The 18,585-nt window shown below is 48.9% G+C and carries 14 protein-coding genes and 1 riboswitch; all 14 genes read right to left on the bottom strand.

Translation table 11 applies throughout. The features are described 5' to 3' along the window. Positions 1-48: 48 nt before the first annotated feature. Positions 49-1,698, bottom strand: coding sequence for an extracellular solute-binding protein (locus tag HI950_RS16600; RefSeq protein WP_169086040.1), 1,650 nt, complete (start codon positions 1,696-1,698; stop codon positions 49-51). A 352-nt stretch (positions 1,699-2,050) separates the two neighbouring features. After that, positions 2,051-3,019 carry a metallophosphoesterase family protein gene (locus tag HI950_RS16595; protein WP_223285323.1) on the bottom strand — a complete coding sequence of 323 codons (969 nt, stop codon included), beginning with the start codon at positions 3,017-3,019 and terminating at the stop codon, positions 2,051-2,053. Between the two features lie 38 nt (positions 3,020-3,057). Then, positions 3,058-3,912 (bottom strand): DMT family transporter, encoded by an 855-nt coding sequence (locus HI950_RS16590; RefSeq protein ID WP_169086038.1) that lies wholly within the window; start codon positions 3,910-3,912, stop codon positions 3,058-3,060. Between the two features lie 178 nt (positions 3,913-4,090). Continuing rightward, on the bottom strand, positions 4,091-4,858 hold the full coding sequence (locus HI950_RS16585) for a DeoR/GlpR family DNA-binding transcription regulator (RefSeq protein ID WP_169086036.1): 768 nt from the start codon (positions 4,856-4,858) through the stop codon (positions 4,091-4,093). Positions 4,859-4,974: 116 nt separating this feature from the next. After that, entirely contained in the window at positions 4,975-5,988 is a 1,014-nt protein-coding gene (locus tag HI950_RS16580; protein WP_169086034.1) for a 5-oxoprolinase subunit C family protein, read from the bottom strand. Further along, entirely contained in the window at positions 5,985-6,746 is a 762-nt protein-coding gene (pxpB, locus tag HI950_RS16575; protein ID WP_411268100.1) for a 5-oxoprolinase subunit PxpB, read from the bottom strand. Before pxpB ends, HI950_RS16580 begins: the two co-directional genes overlap by 4 nt. After that, positions 6,743-7,504, bottom strand: a complete 762-nt coding sequence (locus HI950_RS16570; protein ID WP_169086032.1) for a 5-oxoprolinase subunit PxpA — start codon at positions 7,502-7,504, stop codon at positions 6,743-6,745. Before HI950_RS16570 ends, pxpB begins: the two co-directional genes overlap by 4 nt. A 133-nt stretch (positions 7,505-7,637) precedes the next feature. Next, positions 7,638-9,023 carry an NCS2 family permease gene (locus HI950_RS16565; protein WP_169086030.1) on the bottom strand — a complete coding sequence of 462 codons (1,386 nt, stop codon included), beginning with the start codon at positions 9,021-9,023 and terminating at the stop codon, positions 7,638-7,640. A 122-nt stretch (positions 9,024-9,145) separates the two neighbouring features. Then, positions 9,146-9,246, bottom strand: a riboswitch (purine riboswitch). 110 nt (positions 9,247-9,356) lie between these two features. Next, complete coding sequence (locus HI950_RS16560; RefSeq protein ID WP_169086028.1) at positions 9,357-11,414, bottom strand: iron ABC transporter permease; 2,058 nt, start codon at positions 11,412-11,414, stop codon at positions 9,357-9,359. A gap of 5 nt (positions 11,415-11,419) precedes the next feature. Then, entirely contained in the window at positions 11,420-12,442 is a 1,023-nt protein-coding gene (locus HI950_RS16555) for an ABC transporter substrate-binding protein (protein ID WP_169086026.1), read from the bottom strand. A 244-nt stretch (positions 12,443-12,686) separates the two neighbouring features. After that, positions 12,687-13,994: a 6-phospho-beta-glucosidase gene (locus tag HI950_RS16550; protein ID WP_169086024.1), complete on the bottom strand. Its 1,308-nt coding sequence runs from the start codon at positions 13,992-13,994 to the stop codon at positions 12,687-12,689. Between the two features lie 78 nt (positions 13,995-14,072). Beyond that, entirely contained in the window at positions 14,073-15,044 is a 972-nt protein-coding gene (locus HI950_RS16545) for an N-acetylglucosamine kinase (protein ID WP_317618387.1), read from the bottom strand. A 120-nt stretch (positions 15,045-15,164) separates the two neighbouring features. After that, a complete protein-coding gene (locus HI950_RS16540) occupies positions 15,165-16,016 on the bottom strand; it encodes an AraC family transcriptional regulator (protein ID WP_169086022.1) in 852 nt (283 codons plus the stop codon). 291 nt (positions 16,017-16,307) lie between these two features. Further along, positions 16,308-17,846, bottom strand: a complete 1,539-nt coding sequence (gene guaA, locus HI950_RS16535; RefSeq protein ID WP_169086020.1) for a glutamine-hydrolyzing GMP synthase — start codon at positions 17,844-17,846, stop codon at positions 16,308-16,310. Positions 17,847-18,585: the final 739 nt, after the last annotated feature.

Genomic DNA, 18,585 nt, shown 5'->3' with positions numbered 1-18,585 from the left:
TTGATTGATAAAAGAAGGGGAGAATGTCTCCCCTTCGCTTCAATCGGTTTATCGTTTGTTGAAACGGTCGAAAGCGGCTTGCTGAATTTCTATCGCTCGCTCGATTCCCATTTTCTTAAACTGCTCGATCGCTTTATCGAAGCTGTCCAAACTAGAGGTGCCCATAATCAGTTTCGTGACAATCTCTGAACGATACGTATCCACATCCGTCATAATTTTGCTGAATTCGCTTGCTTCCTCCGGCGTCAAGGAAACGGGAGGGATGAGAACGGAGGCAGAGTTTTTGGCGAATTTGGCATACGCTTTTACCGCTTCCTTCTGGGCGTCGAGCGAATAGTATTGGTCATTATAGCGGTCATCGTCCGGACCTGGGAACGGATAGTTCGCAATGAAGTTTTTCGCCATCGCTTGGCCGATCGGCAGGCCGTCCGGATTTTTCATAATCAAATCCGTAAATTTAGGCTGGCCATCCACCAGCGTATATGTTGTTCCGTCAATACCGAAGTTTTTCAGCATAGCGCCTTCTTCACTGAACAAATAATCAAGCGCCTTTATCGTAGCTTCCGGATTTTTGTTCGCGCTTGTGATGACGGCTCCCGTATTGCTGTAATCCCAGCCGGTTTCTGTAAATTTAGGCTCATCTCCTTTATTTAGCACCGGATATTGAACGGCGGAAAGCATCGCCTTTGGATCCGCCTGCTGCAAGGAAGGAAGCCATGCGCCCATGCTGCCGCCAATGTAACCGAAGGTAGAGGCTGCTTTGCCTGAAGTGATCTTCGCTTCCTTCGCTTTGTTGTCGTTGGAAGCATAGTCCGGATCAATCAGACCTTCTTGATACCATTTTTGCATGCGCGCCAAGTAGTCTTTAAATGCAGGCTGAAGCGGCCCATACTGGATTTTGTCGCCGTTCAGATAAAAGTCTTTGCCGATGCCGTAAGCCCCGATAAAGTCCATCGAACTTTTTGATCCAAGAAGCGTGTCTTTCTCGGATGTATATGGAATGACGCCTTTTTTCTCTTTAATCGTTTTTAGAACGAGCTCCCATTCGTCGATCGTTTCAGGCAGCTGCAAGCCCAGCTCATCGAGCCAATCCTTGCGTATCATCTGGCCGGAGAACGTTTTGTACTTGCCGTGATCGCCAACCTTCAAGTTAGGGAATACGTAAATATCCCCGTTATCCGCTTTAATTTGCTTGGCGATAAGCGGATTTTCCTCGAGAATTTTTTTCAAATTCGGTGCGTGCTGATCAATAAGATCGTTTAATTTAATGATCGTTCCATCTTGATACAGCTTGGCTGGACCGCCTTGGAAGTTGGACATGTTCCAAACAATCAGGTCCGGAAGTACATTGGACGCTACCATCACGCCGAATTGCTGCTGAGCGTCGGCGCCCGTACCCGTCGGATGTTCAAAGTCGAATTTCACATTCGTCTTTTTCTCCCATTCCTGCACCATCGCTACATCGCTTAAGCTTTGAACGACGGCTTGCGCATTAGGGTTTAAAGGATGCCAGAGCTTTAGCTGTACAGGTTCAGCCGACGTATCATCTTTCCCCGCATTTTCTTTCGTTCCGCTGCTGGATGCCGCGTTATTAGCGGGTTGTTCTGACTTGCCGCTGGAACAAGCCGTTGCAATTCCTCCGAACATCAATACGATGGCAAGCAGCAGAGCAATTCTAGTAAATATCCTTTTTTTCATGCGTGACTCCCCTTTACGAATTTATTTATAAGGCGTTTGCCAGTTGCCAGCTCGCCCTAGTCCCAATCTAATGGATAATAGAAGCCTCGTACATTTTCAATTGCTGTAACGGTATTCATTTCTGTACAAACAGCGATTCACGATTCTTTACACGATATCCTTTTTTGTAGAAAACCATTAAAAATACTGTTGCGACGCCTCATTTCAACCTCATAAGGTTCGGCCTTTGTCCTTGAATTTCCTCTACATGAATTTTAGCAGACTCTTTTCCGCAAAAAAAAGATGTCCCGCATTCCTAAGAATATTCGGGACATCGATGCTTCTTCGGGCTATTTTATTAGACGTGCTTGTATTAAACGTTATCCGGCCGATGCTCCGGCTGCTGCTGGACGACCGAGCCGTCATCAAGACGCAGCCATGATTCCACTTTCCGTTCGTTTTCGGTTAGGCGAATCACGCGGGCGCCACGCGGGAAGCCTTCCTTGCCGTAAGTATTATAGCCTGTTGCGCGTCCGTAATAAAGACGAATTCCGTAAAGCTCTCCCCAATAGTCATTCGTGTGGTCATGGCCGCAGAACGCTGCCATGACGTCTCCCTGCGCCAGCATAGCCGAGAAGAAGCCTGCTTGCGTCCTTGCCGCACATACCTCCTCATGCTTATGGCCATAGCACACTTCCCGGTCCCACACTTCTTGGTATTCGGGCAGAGGGATGTGGAAAAATGCGAGTGCCGGCAATGCTGCGCCTCGCTGCCGAGCCTTCCACTCCTTGGATTGCTCCATATACCACTGCACTTGATCATGCTGAATCCAATCGTAGCCGGGTACGCCAGGCAGCTTGGAATAATCGCCGGAGTCCAGGCAATAGAGCACAGCTGCCGCTTGATCGTTGTCAGACCCGAGTACAGGTAACGCGTAGTTGCCTGTGCCATGGATATCTCGCGGTCCCGGTTCGGCAAAGGTGTGAGCGTGATTTTGCACCTCGCCCATCAGCTCATCGCGGGTAATATCGTTCTCCGTATCGTGATTGCCGAAAACGATGCCCCATGGAATTCCGCGCTTCTCGGCAGCTGCAACCGCATCCCGGAACGCTTGAAGCGGATCTTGGCATAAGACTGCCCCGTCTGAACCTCTGCCCGTATAGATGACATCTCCTGTAAACATGACAAAATCCGGTTGTTCTGCCTCAAGCACAAGCTCCATCGCAGCTTTGGAACGCAAATCTAAATCCGATCCGTCCTGCCAATGAATATCTGTGAACTGGACAATTGTAAAAGTGCCGTCTTTGCGAAAACGAAGCTCTTTGGCGTTTTCCATCTTCATCCTTACTCCCTCTCCGTTAGGTATTCACGCGCTATTGTTTAATGCCCTGATGACGCAATCATGATGATGCCCATTACTACAGCGATCGAAGCCGTAATTCTGCGGGTCCCTTGCGACTCTTTTAAAACAAATAGGCCAAGCAGCGTGCCAAACACGATGCCTACCTCGCGCATAGGTGCAACAGTAGAAACATTGGCACTCCTCGCTGCAAACAAAAACAGCAAATACGAGCCTGGCGACAAAATCGCCCCAATCCAAATAATATGGAGATGTGTACGAATGACATGCTTAAGCCGTTTTGAACGAAGAACGGCAGGCGTCAGTCCTAGTACAAACCCGATATTCGTCACTTCCAGCAGCGCAAGCGGAGAAAGATGCTGCAAATTCACTTTATCGATAAGCGTGTAGGTAGTAATGCATAATCCAACGCTCATCGCCAGCAGCACAGGCTTATAAACAGACTGATGCTGCCCTTTTCCCGAAGATCTTCCGAGCATGACGACGAACCCGACCAGCATAAAGCTGAGTCCGATCCAGCCCCACAAGGGCAGCGTCTCTTTCAATAACAATACGCCAATGGCCGGGATAAGCAAGGTTGGCGTCCCCCGCATGATCGGATACACTTGCGATAAATCGCCAGCAGTATAGGTGTAGGCGAGCAGCAACGAATATACGCTTTGCATCATTAACGATGCCCCGATTAACAGCCACTGCGTCTGCGATAATGACGCACTAGCCAATTCATTGATGAGTGTCGGCAGCAAAAGAATGGTTGCAGGCATATAAATCACCCATAAAAACAACGCTTTATCCGTACTTTGCTTAGCCAGCATATTCCACACTGCATGCGCCAAACCGGAACACAAGACGAGAATAAGAGAAATGACAATCAATTCAGTAACACCTCCTCAGTATCACACATGAAATCCATATATTCCAACACAATATCACATAAACGCACATATTTACAATATCTTAATATCAACTTTTCATTAGATCTCAAAAAAAAAGACCCTTGGTATTTAACCAAGGGTCGTTAGGACAATTAAAGTCCCCTTTCATTGCTTATCCCTACTCACAAACAATTTCAATGCCGCTCCGTTTATATTTATCGACTAGCTCATGGTTGATCTTCGAATCGGTAACGAAACGCTCTACATCCGCGCAACCGCATACCTTGAGCAGGGAGACGTGATCAAATTTGCTGCTGTCGGCAAGCGCGATCGTACGTTTCGCGTTTGCTTGCATAATTTTCTTCACCTGTACCTCGCCAATCGCATTGTCGGTAATGCCCTCGTCCAACGTAACTCCGCTCATGCTCATAAAAAACAAATCCGCATGAAAGCGGGAAGCGAATTCTTCGGCCAAATCTCCGATTATGCTCTGTTCTGCTTGACGGATAACGCCTCCGATCATGATCAGCGTAAAACCAGGCACATCGATTAATTCATTTACGATCGGAAGCGAATTCGTAATAATCGTCAAGCGCTCGAACTTTGTCTTGAGCATCTTCGCAATCTGAGTATTGGTTGTGCTCACATCGAGTGCGATGGACATTCCTTCCGTCACATATCGAATGGCGATCTGCGACAATTCCGTCTTCTCTGTCATGTAAATCGATTCACGAATCGGCAGCGGGATTTCCCGGCTATAATCCGGTTCTTTTAATATCGCCCCGCCATGAACCCTCTGCAATAAGCCAATGTTCTCTAAATGCTCCAAATCGCGCCTTATCGTTTCAAAAGAAACGCCAAACGATTCCATAAGCTCCGATGCTCGAATCGATTTATCGCTATTAATTTTTTGGATAATTAATTGATGCCGCTGCTGTGCGAACAATTGCTATCACTCCTCTATGCCGTGCCTTCCGGTATTTCCAGCTTCTTGATTAGTAGTCTACCATAAATCAAGCAAAGAGGCTCAGTCGCTAAGTGCAATCTTCATCTTGCATCGCCTTATTTTGCGGCATTAAATTTTAATGCTATAGCGGCCTTCAGCATTCTCATGTCACGCTCGCTGTCCAAATAAAGCTCCTCCGCCTCTTGCTGCGTAATCCATTCGAAGCGAAAGCGTTCACCCGGCTTTAGCTGTGCGAAAACAGGAATGTCGACCGTTGCGACCTGCGCGATTCGGGGATAACCGCCCGTCGTCTGTCTATCGGCTAGCAGGACGATCGGATTTCCGTCAGAAGGCACTTGTACGGTTCCGTTTGCAACGGCCTCCGATAGCAGATCTATGGGAGCAGCGAGCATAAGCTTCTGCGCGCCTTCAAGTCGGTACCCCATCCGGTCTGATTGAGCGGATATTTGAAAGGTTTGGCGAAATAGGCTCGTCCGGCTCTCCGGTGTGAACAACTCGTAATGGGTACCCGGCATCGCGCGAATGATCGGGTCTGCCAGATTATCCGCGATGGCGAAGTGACTTGCATGCCAAAGCGGTACCGCAAAGCTGCCCTCCCAGCCTCGGCTCAAAGCATGCTTCAATCGCTCTGACAGCAAGCCGGGAGCTTTGGCAGTCAGCACATCTCCTGCCTTTAATGCCCTTCCCTGATAACCTCCGATAGCGCCGCGCAGGTAGGTGCTTTTGCTGCCCATCACCTCCGGCACATCCAGTCCGCCCGCAACGGCCAAATAGGAGCGGCAGCCGGATTCGCAGGCACCGAATCTGACGATGGTTCCCGCGCGAACGAGCGCCGGTCTCCATAGAGGCAGCTCCCCGCCATCGGCAGTGACGAACATACGTGCACCGCAAATCGCGAGCAGCATATCCTTCTCCAAAACCAGCACCGTTCCGGTAAGCGTAATTTCAAGCACCGCTTCATGCCCCTCGTTGCCGACTAACAGATTAGCCGCTCGCGCCGCTCCCTTATCCATAACCCCGCCGGCGACTACGCCATATTTTTGAAATCCATGCCTCCCGAGATCCTGCACAGTAACGAACAAACCGGGACGGATCACTTGTATACTCATAATTCACCTTCTATATAAAGCTTATATTGCTGCTCCGTTATCGGCTTAAATCTAACCGAGTCCCCCGGTCTTAGCAGGCTCGGAATCTCGTCCTGAGGACGAAACAAAACAAGCGGCGTTCTCCCGATCAGCTGCCAGCCGCCTGGCGTTGCTACCGAATAAACGCCTGTCTGTTTACCTGCTATGCCAACGCTTCCCTCCGGGATGATCGTTCTTGGCGTCTGATGTCTCGGCGCGGCTATTCTCTCCGACATCCCGCCCAGATAAGGAAAGCCTGGCGCAAAACCGAGCATATGCACCAAATAGTGCCCATCCGCATGAATGGCGATCACCTCTTCCTCCGAAAGTCCATTCCGCTCAGCTACGAGCCTAAGGTCAGGGCCATATTCCCCGCCGTAGCAAACAGGGATTTCAATCGTTCTAGCCGGTTGATTGGAAGCGCACAGCTGCTCATCGGATAGGTAGGGCTGCACTTTAGCGCATACGGTTTCAAAAATCGTAGCATGCTGGTGCTCCGCCCCTGCCCTGCTTTTCTGTACAAGGAGCGGATCATAGTGAATGGCTACCGATACGAAGGACGGCACGCATTCGATTAATCCGGCAAATGGCTGTTCCTCTAATGCTCGGCTTAAATGCATGACAATCCGGTTGGTTTCCGTGTCCATGCTGCTGCCAAACCTAATGATTACGGCAGAATCGCCAAGCGGCATCATTTCGTAAGAAGCATTCAACATGGATGTCTCTTTCTCCACGCTCATCTACCTGCCTTCTTCACGGCAATGCCTTCTGCCTCTAATTCCGCCCGCAGCCTGATCGCATGCGCTAATGCGCCTGGCGTATCCCCGTGTACACAAACCGAGTCCGCCTTTAAAATAAAGCTGCTTTGCTGCCGCGTACGAACCTCGCCGTCTCTGATCATCTTTATCGCTTGCTCTGCCGCGCGAGCAGGGTCCGCAATGATCGCTCCTTCTGTTCCCCGCGGCGTAAGCGATCCATCCGATTCATAGGATCGGTCCGCAAATACTTCGCTGATCGTTTGCAGGCCAATCGCATCACCTGCACGAATGAGTTCGCTTCCTGCTAGACCAAATAACAGCAGGCTCGGCTCCACTTTATAGACCGCCTCCGCTATCGCATCGGCAAGCGGCCTGCTTTTGGCAGCCATATTATACAAGGCGCCATGCGGCTTCACGTGCGCGACGGCTCCTCCTTCGGATTTGGCAAACGCATAGACCGCGCCAAGCTGATAAACCGTCAGCTCGTATGCCTCCTCTGGCGTAATATCCATCGCACGCCTGCCGAAGCCAGCCAAATCAGGCAGCCCGGGATGCGCGCCAATCGCAACGCCATGTGCAAGCGCCAGCTTAACCGTATGGCGAATAGTCGCAGCGTCTCCCGCATGAAACCCGCATGCAATATTCGCTGAAGTTATATATTTCATCAGCTCGCTGTCCAAGCTCGTTCGATAAACGCCGAAGCCTTCTCCCATATCGCAATTCAAATCTACGCAATGCATATTGTCACCCTTCCGCCTGCCGAAGCATCCTTTTTCAAAAGTATAGCAAATGATTGCCGTAAAAAGGATTCCAGCCGATTCACATGCAAAAAAAAGAAGCAGCGCCGGTCCAGCGCTGCTTCTTCAATATTGTCTATTCTCCGCCCATGAATACGTAACGGCCAATGATCAGCACCGCTAGAATCCACATGAGCCAGTGTATTTTGTACTTGCCTTTGCCCGACAAGTTAGCAACCGTTGCAAGAAGCACGTACGATACGATACCGAACGAAATACCGTTTGCAATGTTGTACGTAAGCGGCATGAATGCCAGCGTCAGGAAGGACGGAATCGCGTAAACCATATCCGAGAAGTCGATATCTTTTACCGATTGCATCATTAGTACCCCTACGATAATAAGCGCAGCAGCTGTAGCCGCACCCGGAACGAGCGCAACGATCGGCGACAAGAAGATCGCGAGCAGGAAGCAAATGCCTGTCGTTACTGCCGTAAGTCCCGTACGTCCGCCTTGCGCAATGCCTGCGGAGCTCTCTACGAATGCAGTAACCGTGCTTGTGCCTAGCACCGCGCCGCCGCTGACGCCAATCGCATCCACGAACATCGCTTTACCAATGCGTTTTTTGCCTTTTTCCGCATCTTTCATGTAACCGGCACGGTTTGCGGTACCCACAAGCGTACCGAACGTGTCGAACATCTCGACGAACGTGAATGTTAGAATGACGGTGACGAGACCAACCTCGAACAATCCCGCAAAATCAAAATGCCAGAAGTTCATTTTCGTAAAATCAGGCACCCAGGTTTGATTCGTAAAGGCGGCCTTCACGTCTACATGCCCAATCAGAATGGCAATGACTGTCGTTCCCAAAATACCGAACAAAATGGCACCTGGTACGCGAAGCACCATCAGTACGCCGATTAGCAGCAAAGCGATGACAGTGAGTACAACCGTTTCATTGTGGAAGCTTCCCAGCTGAATAACGGTTTCGGAGCCGCTAACCGGCGTGAAAACGCCTTGCTTGATATCTGTGAAGCTTGATACAGCAATAGTCATAATACCGCTGTTCTTCAAGCCGATAATGGTAATAAACAAACCGATACCGACTGTAATCGCATGCTTCAAGCTGTCTGGAACAGCTGTTATAAGCATTTGGCGAATTTGGGTCAGCGTGAGAATGATAAAGATAATCCCTGAAATAAAGACGGCCGTCAGTCCCATTGCAGGCGAGATCGGAGTGTCTGATGATGCTGATGCAATGACAACCGATGCAAAATAAGCGTTCAAGCCCATTCCCGGAGCAAGCGCGACAGGGAAGTTAACGAATAAGCCCATCGCAATGGTGAAGATGCCGGCAGCAAGCGCCGTCGCTAGAAATACTGCTGTCCAGTCTAGACCAGCCGGTGTGAGTATGATTGGATTGACGGCCAATATGTAAGCCATCGTCATGAAAGTCGTCAGCCCCGCCATAATCTCTGTTCTGACATTTGTTCCGTGTTCCTTTAAGCGAAAGAAACGTTCCATTTTGATTACTAACCTCCCAAAAATGTGGTGGAACAAACAAAGAAGCCTAGAAAAAAATGCAAAAATACGCATTTCTCCTAGGCTCTGCAAAAAGGGGAAAAGTATACCCGCCGGACCGCAGCGAGCTTTTCCACCATTTTCGTAGCCTGATCATTTACGGTGACCGAGTAGAGACTCTCAAGCCGATTCTTGAGATTATACGAAAAAATATGCTGTTGTTGTTTTCCGTTTACAATTTTATAGAGAATACGGCCTCTTTGTCAACCATTTTTAACGAACATTAATGGCAATAAATAACTGTATTATTCGTTTCTATCCATACTTTCGAATGTTTTACCCCTTTTTGACGAGTGAACGATACATTAGAAACAAAAAGTAAGGCGCGCCAATCAGCATAATGATAAGTCCGGACGGTATTTCCTTCGGCGCCATCACTGTTCGTCCAAGCGTATCCGCTACAACCAGCAGTAAGCCGCCGAGCAGCCCCGATAACACAATGGAACGTCTTGTATGATGCCCGATCATCATGCGTACCGCATGAGGCGCTATCAGACCGAGGAACCCAACCGTCCCTACGCTCGCAACTGCCCCGGCAGCAAGGAGCACGCCGATGATCATCGACCACAGCCGCGCCCCTCGCACCGGCAAGCCTAAGCCAGCCGAGCTCTCGTCGCCAAACGCCAGCAGATCAAATTTTCGGCCTAGATAATAAGCAATTGGCACAAGGATAAGTAGAAAAATGAATATGCTGTTAAACTGGTTCCAGCCTCGTCCGTAGGTCGTGCCGGTTATCCAGACAAAGGCGGTGCTGCTCCATAGACTAGCCTTAACGATCATCGCTTGTATCCCGGCAGAGCCAATTGCTGAAACCGCGATTCCGAGCAAAATAAGAACCGATGGATTAAGCGACTTGCGCCACGCTAGGAAAAACACAAAAGCGGCAGCGATAACCCCGCCCGCTATCGCGGCAATCGGAAGAACAAAAATCGGCAGCGTCGGCCAAGCGACAAGCACGACTAACGCGCCAAAGCCCGCACCCGAGGTCACCCCAATAATGGAGGCGTCCGCAAGCGGATTGCGAACGGCGCTTTGGATGAGAACGCCGCTTATAGCCAGGGCAATTCCTCCACCTGCAGCAACAAGCGTACGAGGAAGGCGCAAATTAAGCAGTACGGAGTAAGAAGAATCACCTGTCCCAACAAGACTCCTAAGCAAATCGACAATTGGAATTTTTGTTCCACCAAGCGTTAGGCTGACAAGGATAATAACGATTAGAAGCACGGTCATAAAAATAGCCGTCGGTACAAAGCGCAAACGCAGCGCTGCTCCGCCAATGCTCATCGAGGACTGTCCCGCGCCGGAACCGGAAACAGGCTTCATTTTGCTAAGCACCAGCCAAATAAGCCATGGCGCACCAATGATCGCCATCACAGCGCCAACCGGCATTTCACCAAGACTGCTGCGTACCATTCGCGCAAGCAGATCTGCCGCTGTAATCAGCAGCGCGCCCCACAGCGCGCTCGCCGGGATAAGCAAGCGGTGCTTGCGGATGCCGCTGAGCCGAACGAGATGCGGCGCAACGAGTCCGACAAAGCCGATTGGCCCCACCACGCTAACCACGATAGCTGCCATAAACACGGAAAGCGCCAGCCCCGCTGCGCGAGTCAAGCCTACGCGCTGCCCTAGTGAGCGAGCAGTCGATTCATCAAGCTCAAGCGCATCAAATTGCTTCCCTGCGAATACGGCAAGAACGAGCAATACCGCCACATAAGGCCAAGCATACACTACACCGCTCCAATCGAGCTGTATCAAGGAGCCAGAGCCCCATAAAAACAAAGATTGCGTTTCCGTTTGCTTGAAAATATGAATCGCCGACGTAAAGGCGCCGAGAACCATCGAGACGATCATACCGGATAAAGCTAGTCTTACAGGCGTTGCCGTCTTGCCGCCGCCTAAGAAATACGCTGCTAACGCAGCGAGAAAGCCACCTGCTACTGCTAGTAAAAAGGGGAATTGATTTTGCAGCGCTGGAAAAGCAACCATGCCCAGTACAACCATAAAATAAGCGCCCGCATTAATGCCCAGCGTATCGGATGAAGCAAGCGGGTTTCTCGTTATCGTCTGCAATAACGCGCCAGCCGCCGCAAGCGCGGCGCCCGCTATAATGCCAATCACAGTTCGCGGCATCCGGATATCCCACAGCAGATTATGCTCCATCATATCTTGCCTATGCAGTAAACCGTCAAATACGGTTGCAGCCGGAATCTTTGCTTCACCGAAGCAAAGACTCAGTATGGATAGAACGAAAAGGGCGGCAAAGCCGCCCCCGAAAATACCAATCAATCGCCAAAACATACCCGCTTTGGCTTCTTTCTTATGATCCTTCGTCATGGCGCTCATTTCGTTAATGCGTTTACGACTTGATCCACGATCACTTTAGAGGAGATCGGGCCGCCGAACACCCAAGTTGTGCCATCTAGTGCATAAGTGCGTTTTTCTTTCACGAAATTCAGGCCGTTCCATACCGAATTATCTTTTAGGCCATTTGAGAAAATATCATCATCTTTCTGAACGATATAAATCAGGTTGGTATCCTTTACCGCAGGCAATGCTTCAACCGTCGATGTGCTAAAGCCGTAGAGCTCGAAGTTCTCCGATTTCCAGTCATTTTTGAGGCCAATGCGATCCAGTGTCTGTACAGCTAAAGAGTTGTTCGTGAACAAGCGCATCGTAGCTGCGTTTTGGTAGCTGAATGCTTGGGTAAGCACGTAGTTCAAGCCTTCCTTGCCTGCTGCTGCCAGCTTAGCCTTTGCGTCTGTATAGTGCTTATCCAAATCGGCGAGCACTTGATCCCCTTCAGCGGTCTTGCCGACTGCTGCTGCAATATTTTTGAATATATCCACCATCTGAGTGTATTGGTCGCCTTCACCTTCAGGTGGGTACAGGCTAAATATGAGCGTTGGCGCAATGCCTTTAAGCTGATCGTAAATCGCCTCATGGCTATCCGTATTCGCAATAATCAAATCGGGCTTCAATGATGCGATCGTCTCTAAATTCGGCTCATGACGGAAACCAACATCCGTTACGGACGCATCCAAAGGGACTTCAGAAGAGACCCATAGCTTATAATTCTCATTGTCGGCACTACCGATCGGCTGCATGCCAAGTGCGATAATATCTTCGGTAAATGTCCATTCCAATACAACAACCTTCTGAGCGGGCTTATCAAGCTTGACTTCGCCTTTCGCATCCTTGAGGACGATCGGACCGGCAGCCGTATCCGCACTTGTATTTGTCTCCGGTGTATTGCCGCTTGTTTCGCTGCCTGCTGCCGAATTATTTGTTTCGTTCGCTCCGCAGCCTGCTGCGACTAGCATCACTACAATAACCAAAATCAGACTCATTAATCGTTTACTCATTTCCTCTTACCCCCTATTTTTAAAAAACCATTACATCCCATTGTTCGGTGATAATCATTATTGTTTGATTGATAATAATTATCATAATCATTTACATCAGTTATCTTATAACCGTTTTTCGCCATTGTCAATGTAAAAGTTTTTATGTTATAGCATTTGTGAAATGGCTCTATGAACAAAAAAAGGACGGGATTCTGACTCCCGCCCTTCCTATTTGAGCTGCCCTATCGGCAGCCGGTTTTTATTATTTTTTAAAAAAGTTTGGTAAATACTTTTTGTTCGCCTCAAGCATTTCTTCAAGCAGCGCCTTCGCGACAGATACGCTCGGAACGAGCGGATGATGAACCAGCGCTTGCAGCGCGATGCCTCTGTCCCCGCTAATAGCCGCTTCGATTGTTAATGCTTCGTACGTTTTGACCGCATGCATAAGTCCTTTAATTTGCTCGGGAACACGTTGAAGCGGCAGTGGAATCGGGCCTTGCGCCGTTACGACACAGTTAACCTCAATGCTTGCGTCCTCCGGCAAGAAGTCGATAATGCTGCCGTTTCTCACGTTCAACGTCTGAATATCGCGTTTATCCGTGTATAAGGCATGCATCAAGTTAACAGCCGCCTCGGAGTAATAAGCACCGCCGCGTTTTTCAAGCTGCTTCGGCTTCTCGTTTAGATTAACGTCCTTGTAAAGCTCGAACAATTCCTCTTCGACCCGGCTAACGACTTCCGCACGCGTACCGCTTTTCTCTAGTGATTCCTTCATTTCAGCCAGCATCGTGTCTGTCATGTAGAAATAACGAAGATAGTACGTAGGCAGTGCGCCAAGCGAGCTTAGGAAATCCGCGTCCCAATCAAAAGCCGTTACGTTCGTAGCGGAATAATCGCGTCCGCCGCCGATCATCTCCTGAAGCTTATCCTCGCCGTTTACATAGGCAGCCGTAACCCAGTGTAAATGGTTAATGCCCACGAATTCTGGCAACACTTCACTCTCGCTGACACCGTACTCCTTAGCAAGAAACTTTTGAAAATTAATAGGTGAATTACATAGGCCGACCGTCTTCACCTTGCTGTATTTCTGTACCGCTTCCGTCACTATACCTGCAGGGTTCGTAAAGTTAAGCATCCAAGCATCTGGCGCCAGCTCTTCGATATCTTTACAAATATCAAGAATAACAGGCACTGTACGAAGCGCCTTGAACATGCCTCCCGGGCCCGTTGTTTCCTGACCAATTACGCCATGCGTAATCGGAATATGCTCATCGCGGCGTCTTGCTTCAAGCAGCCCAACCCGCATTTGCGTCGTAACGAAGTCCGCTCCAGCAATGGCTTCGCGACGGTCTAGCGTCAATTTCACTTCGATCGGCAGACCAGCCTTCTCGACCATCCGTTTTGCAAGCTCGCCGACGATCGCCAGCTTATGGCGGCCTTCTTCGATATCAACGAGCCATAGCTCGCGAATTGGCATTTCGTCGTATTTTTTAATAAAACCTTCTACGATTTCAGGGGTATACGAGGAACCGCCGCCAATGACAGCGACCTTTAGTGGTTTTTTGGACATGTAAATAGCCTCCCTCAATGTTTTCGCAAATGTGAATGAATGCTCTTTGTTTATGTTGAAACGATTAAACCGATTTCTTTATAACGTAATTTTTCTAAGCGCAGCATCTACATCATCGCTAATAACGATGCTGCTGCTATCCATCGCGCTCATAACTGCGCCAACGACTGGGTCAACGGTTAGCTTAACGGTTTTGGCATGCGGGGCAACGGCAAGAACCGCCTCGTTAATGGCATCAACCATATGTGGGGAGCTGCCGCGCGACAGCACGCTTCCAGTTAGAACGACATCAAACGTTAGCTGCTCCATGCCAAGCCGCTTAATTAATGCATTAACCGAATTCCCATGCTCGCGGCCAGCCTCCTGCAAAACACGGATCGCCACCGCATCGCCTTGCTCAGCTGCCTCAAACATAACCTTGGCAAGACTGTGGGACGGTCGTTTGCTATTTTCCAATGCGTCATCGTACATTTCTTGAATGCTATTGTAGCCAAGCCGCTGTGGGACCAGCTCGGTGAGAAGCGTCGGTTGCTCTCTGCCCTCCCAAGCCCGAATAGCGCTGCGGAAGGCATGAATCGCCAGATCGGTTCCTGAGCCAAGTCCGTCTCCAAACATATAACCAAAGCCGCCATATTGAAGCTCATCGCCTTGCGGGTTGCGGGCTGCCGCATTTAAGCCGGTGCCGCTTATGATAACCGCGCCATACGACTGGTGAGTACCAGCACGCATTCCGATCATCGTATCGCATGCGATCGCATGATTTGTGAAGCCTAACGAGGCGATCATCGGACGCAAAATGACATAGTCAGGCTCGCGATCCGCTCCAGCCAGTCCAAAATAAGCAAAAGTCACCTGCTCCTTCGACACGCCGGCTTCTTGAAGTGCTTGGTTGCAAGCATGATCAATGCTTGTCTTTGCTTCATCAAACGCCGTTTGGTGATTGCCATTCCCACCGTGCCCTCTGCCTAGCACATGACCAGTTTCGTCAACGAGCAGGGCATGCGTCTTGGTGCCTCCTGCATCTACCCCAAGAAAAATCAATTCGGTCACGCTCCTAATTTTTTACTTTCGATTAAAACATATGATTTATACTTTCTTCTATTTTAAAATAAAAAACACCGCTCCTCTAATGAAAAAGAACGATGTTGTGATACTATCTTACTGTTTTTTCTATTCGCGCAGCTCTGAAGGCAGCTTACCTACATGCTGCTTAAACAGCCGATTAAAATTAGATAAATTACGAAACCCACATTCTGCTGCAACCTCAATAATTTTTTTGTCGGATGACTCCAGGAGATGAGCAGCGTGCGATAGGCGCAATTGAATCAAATAATCCATAGGCGAAGTTCCGACGACTTGAACGAACAGCGTACTGAAGCGCGAGGGACTTAAATGCGCCGCCTCTGCCAGCTCTTTAAGCGTCCACGGGTAAGAAATGTCAGCCTCGATGTCGTGCAGGACGCCTCGAATCGTTTCCATTCCTCTCGCATATGGCGTTCCTGTTTCATTGTTTTTCGAAAAATAACGATTTACAAACGCAAGAAACTGCATAAGCCTTGCCCGTACAACCACTTCAAAATGAGGCTCCTTGCGCTCAAACTCAACAGCCATATCCGAAATGATTTCTCCTAGCAATGCCAGCATCGGATGGCTCCGGTCAAGCACATTGTCAAACCGCAGGCCCGTTTCACGAAACGGAATGAGCAGCTCCGCATCATAACGCTGTTCTAGAGCAAGATACGCAGAGTCAAACATGATAACATTCATCACCAGATCCTCAGCCTCAAACGCACGATGCAGATCATTGGAACGAATAAGAACGATATCGCCTTGCTGGAAGTCATACCGACTCCCGTTGATTAAATAGTAGCCGCTGCCCTTTAAAATGTAGTTTATTTCGAGCGCCATATGCCAGTGCAGCCTTTGAAAGGTAGGATTTACCCCCACAGACTGCGAGATGATAATCGGAAAAGCTTGCGGCAGCTCGATAAGGTCTTTGCTGATGGAAGGGTATAGCTTCATTTTATTTCTCCTTCACGTTTTGCGAAGCAAAACGACTTCGTAAGCATGTGCTTCGTTTTGCGAATGCAAAACGACTTTCTATGTGTAGTCTTGATTTAAATTATAGCAGATGGCGAATTATTGACAACATATGTAAGTGGTGAAATTTTGAAACCTACGGTTCATAACCTAACGTGGCTTTCTTGCTCGCATCTGCTTTTTGTTGTCGATTATTTAGAGCTATATACGAGGATCATATTGCAAAATAAGAAACCGCCGAGAGCATGCTCTCGGCGGTTTGTGCTTGTTATGCTATTCCCACTCAATTGTAGCAGGCGGTTTCGAAGTAACGTCATAGACGATACGGTTAACGTTGTCTACTTCGTTTACGATACGCACCGAAATTTTCTCGAGCACATCCCAAGGAATACGCGCCCAGTCTGCTGTCATGCCGTCGATTGAAGTAACCGCGCGGATGCCGACAGTGTAAGAATACGTACGAGCATCGCCCATAACGCCTACGCTCTTCATATTCGGAAGCGCGGTGAAGTATTGCCAAATTTCACGATCAAGGCCAGCTTTGGCAATTTCATCGCGTAGAATCGCATCGGATTCGCGGACAATCAGGAGCTTGTCCTCCGTTACTTCACCTAGAACGCGAATAGCAAGACCTGGACCCGGGAATGGCTGGCGCCATACGATTGCTTCCGGCAGTCCGCATTCTTCGCCGACTTTACGAACCTCATCCTTGAACAGAGCTTTAAGAGGCTCAACGAGCTTAAACTTAATATCCTCCGGCAAGCCGCCAACGTTGTGGTGAGATTTGATCGTTTGCGCCGTAGCCGTACCGCTCTCTACGATGTCCGTGTAAAGCGTGCCTTGCGCCAAAAATTCAAAGTCATCCAATTTATCCGACTCTTCTTGGAATACGTAAATAAACTCGTTGCCAATAATTTTACGTTTTTGCTCAGGATCTTCTACGCCCTTCAGCTTGCCAAGGAAACGCTCCTGCGCATCGATTTTGAGAACCTTCATATCGAATTTGCCTACGAATGTTTCCATAACGCCTTCGGCTTCGCCTTTGCGCAGCATGCCGTGGTCGATGAACATACAAGTGAGCTGATCGCCGATCGCTTTGTGAAGAAGAATCGCCACAACGGAAGAATCTACGCCGCCAGAAAGCGCGCATAGCACCTTTTTGTCGCCAACCTCGTTGCGAATATCGCGAATCGCATCTTCAATGAACGATTCCATCGTCCAAGTGCCGTCGCAATCACAAACGTTGTAAAGGAAATTGCGGATCATCTCATTGCCGAATTCGGAGTGACGAACCTCCGGGTGGAATTGAACAGCATAGAACTCGCGTTCCGGATGGCTCATTGCCGCAACAGGAGCATGCTCCGTGCTTGCGTCAACCTGGAAGCCGGCAGGCAGCTCAACGACATGGTCGCCGTGGCTCATCCAAACGGATTGAACCTTGTCTAGACCAAAGCCGATGCGGGAGCCTTCCACAAATTCAACCTCAGCTTTGCCGTACTCGCGTTTGCCCGCACGCTCAACTTTACCGCTGAGCTGGTGCGACATAAGCTGCATACCGTAGCAAATACCGAAAATCGGAATGTTCAAATCATAAATAGCCGGGTCAACCATTGGTGAATTTTCTTCATAAACGCTGGCCGGTCCTCCCGAGAATACAATACCTTTCGGCTGCAATTCGCGGATCCGTTCTACCGGCGTGTTGTAAGGCAGCAGCTCGCTGTATACGCCCAAATCACGAATACGGCGTGCAATCAGTTGGTTGTATTGTCCTCCAAAATCAAGAACAACGATGATTTCATTTTGCTTAGTCATTACCGAGCCTCCCTCAAATTATGTAGTAATTATATATAAGGCTGTTTAAGCGAGTCAAGGCGATGAGCGTGACAATTCATAGAAGAAGCGACATCGGATAGTCTGAAAGGCAGCAAATTCGAATGATCAGCGTCGTTTTCGATAAAATATTGAAGCGCTTCACGCGATGAAGACTTGCGGAAAGCGCCTCAGGATGCGAGGCTGATGATTTTTTATTTAGATCGGTTGTTTGCGATTTTCATAGTCAAAAATGAGCAGGATTAGCATTGCAAGAGCTGGGTTGAGGCTTTGATGTTATTTAGATTTGCTTAGTAAAGCAGAGTAAGAGATTTGAGATCCGTATGTGCACCCAGGTTAACTCTGCAAGAGCTGAGTTCGAGTTTTGAATCCAGAGCAGCACTATTAGAGCTGGGTTGGAGTTTTGAATCCAGAGTAGCACTGCTAGAGCAGAGTTGGAGATTGTATCCAGAGCAGCACTGCTTAGAGCTGAGTTGGAGTTTTGAATCTAGAGTAGCACTTATAGAGCTTAGTTGGAGCTGCTTTGTATATGTTCCAGGTTCACGAAACAGGAGCACAGATGAAATAGCAGGAAATTGTCCATCTATTTTTCTGAATTTCGATGTATTTTCCTATTTAGATGGAATTCCTCCCGTTAATTTTACGATTCATGCATCAAACGACGAGAATTCGAAAAATTAACGGGATAAAATCCTGTTATTGCTGTCAAACAGCTTACTAA

This window comes from Paenibacillus sp. PL91, from assembly GCF_012935325.2.
Lineage (GTDB): Bacteria > Bacillota > Bacilli > Paenibacillales > Paenibacillaceae > Pristimantibacillus.
The sequence above is the reverse complement of the archived record's forward strand: the minus strand, read 5'-3'. Positions and strand labels throughout refer to the sequence as shown.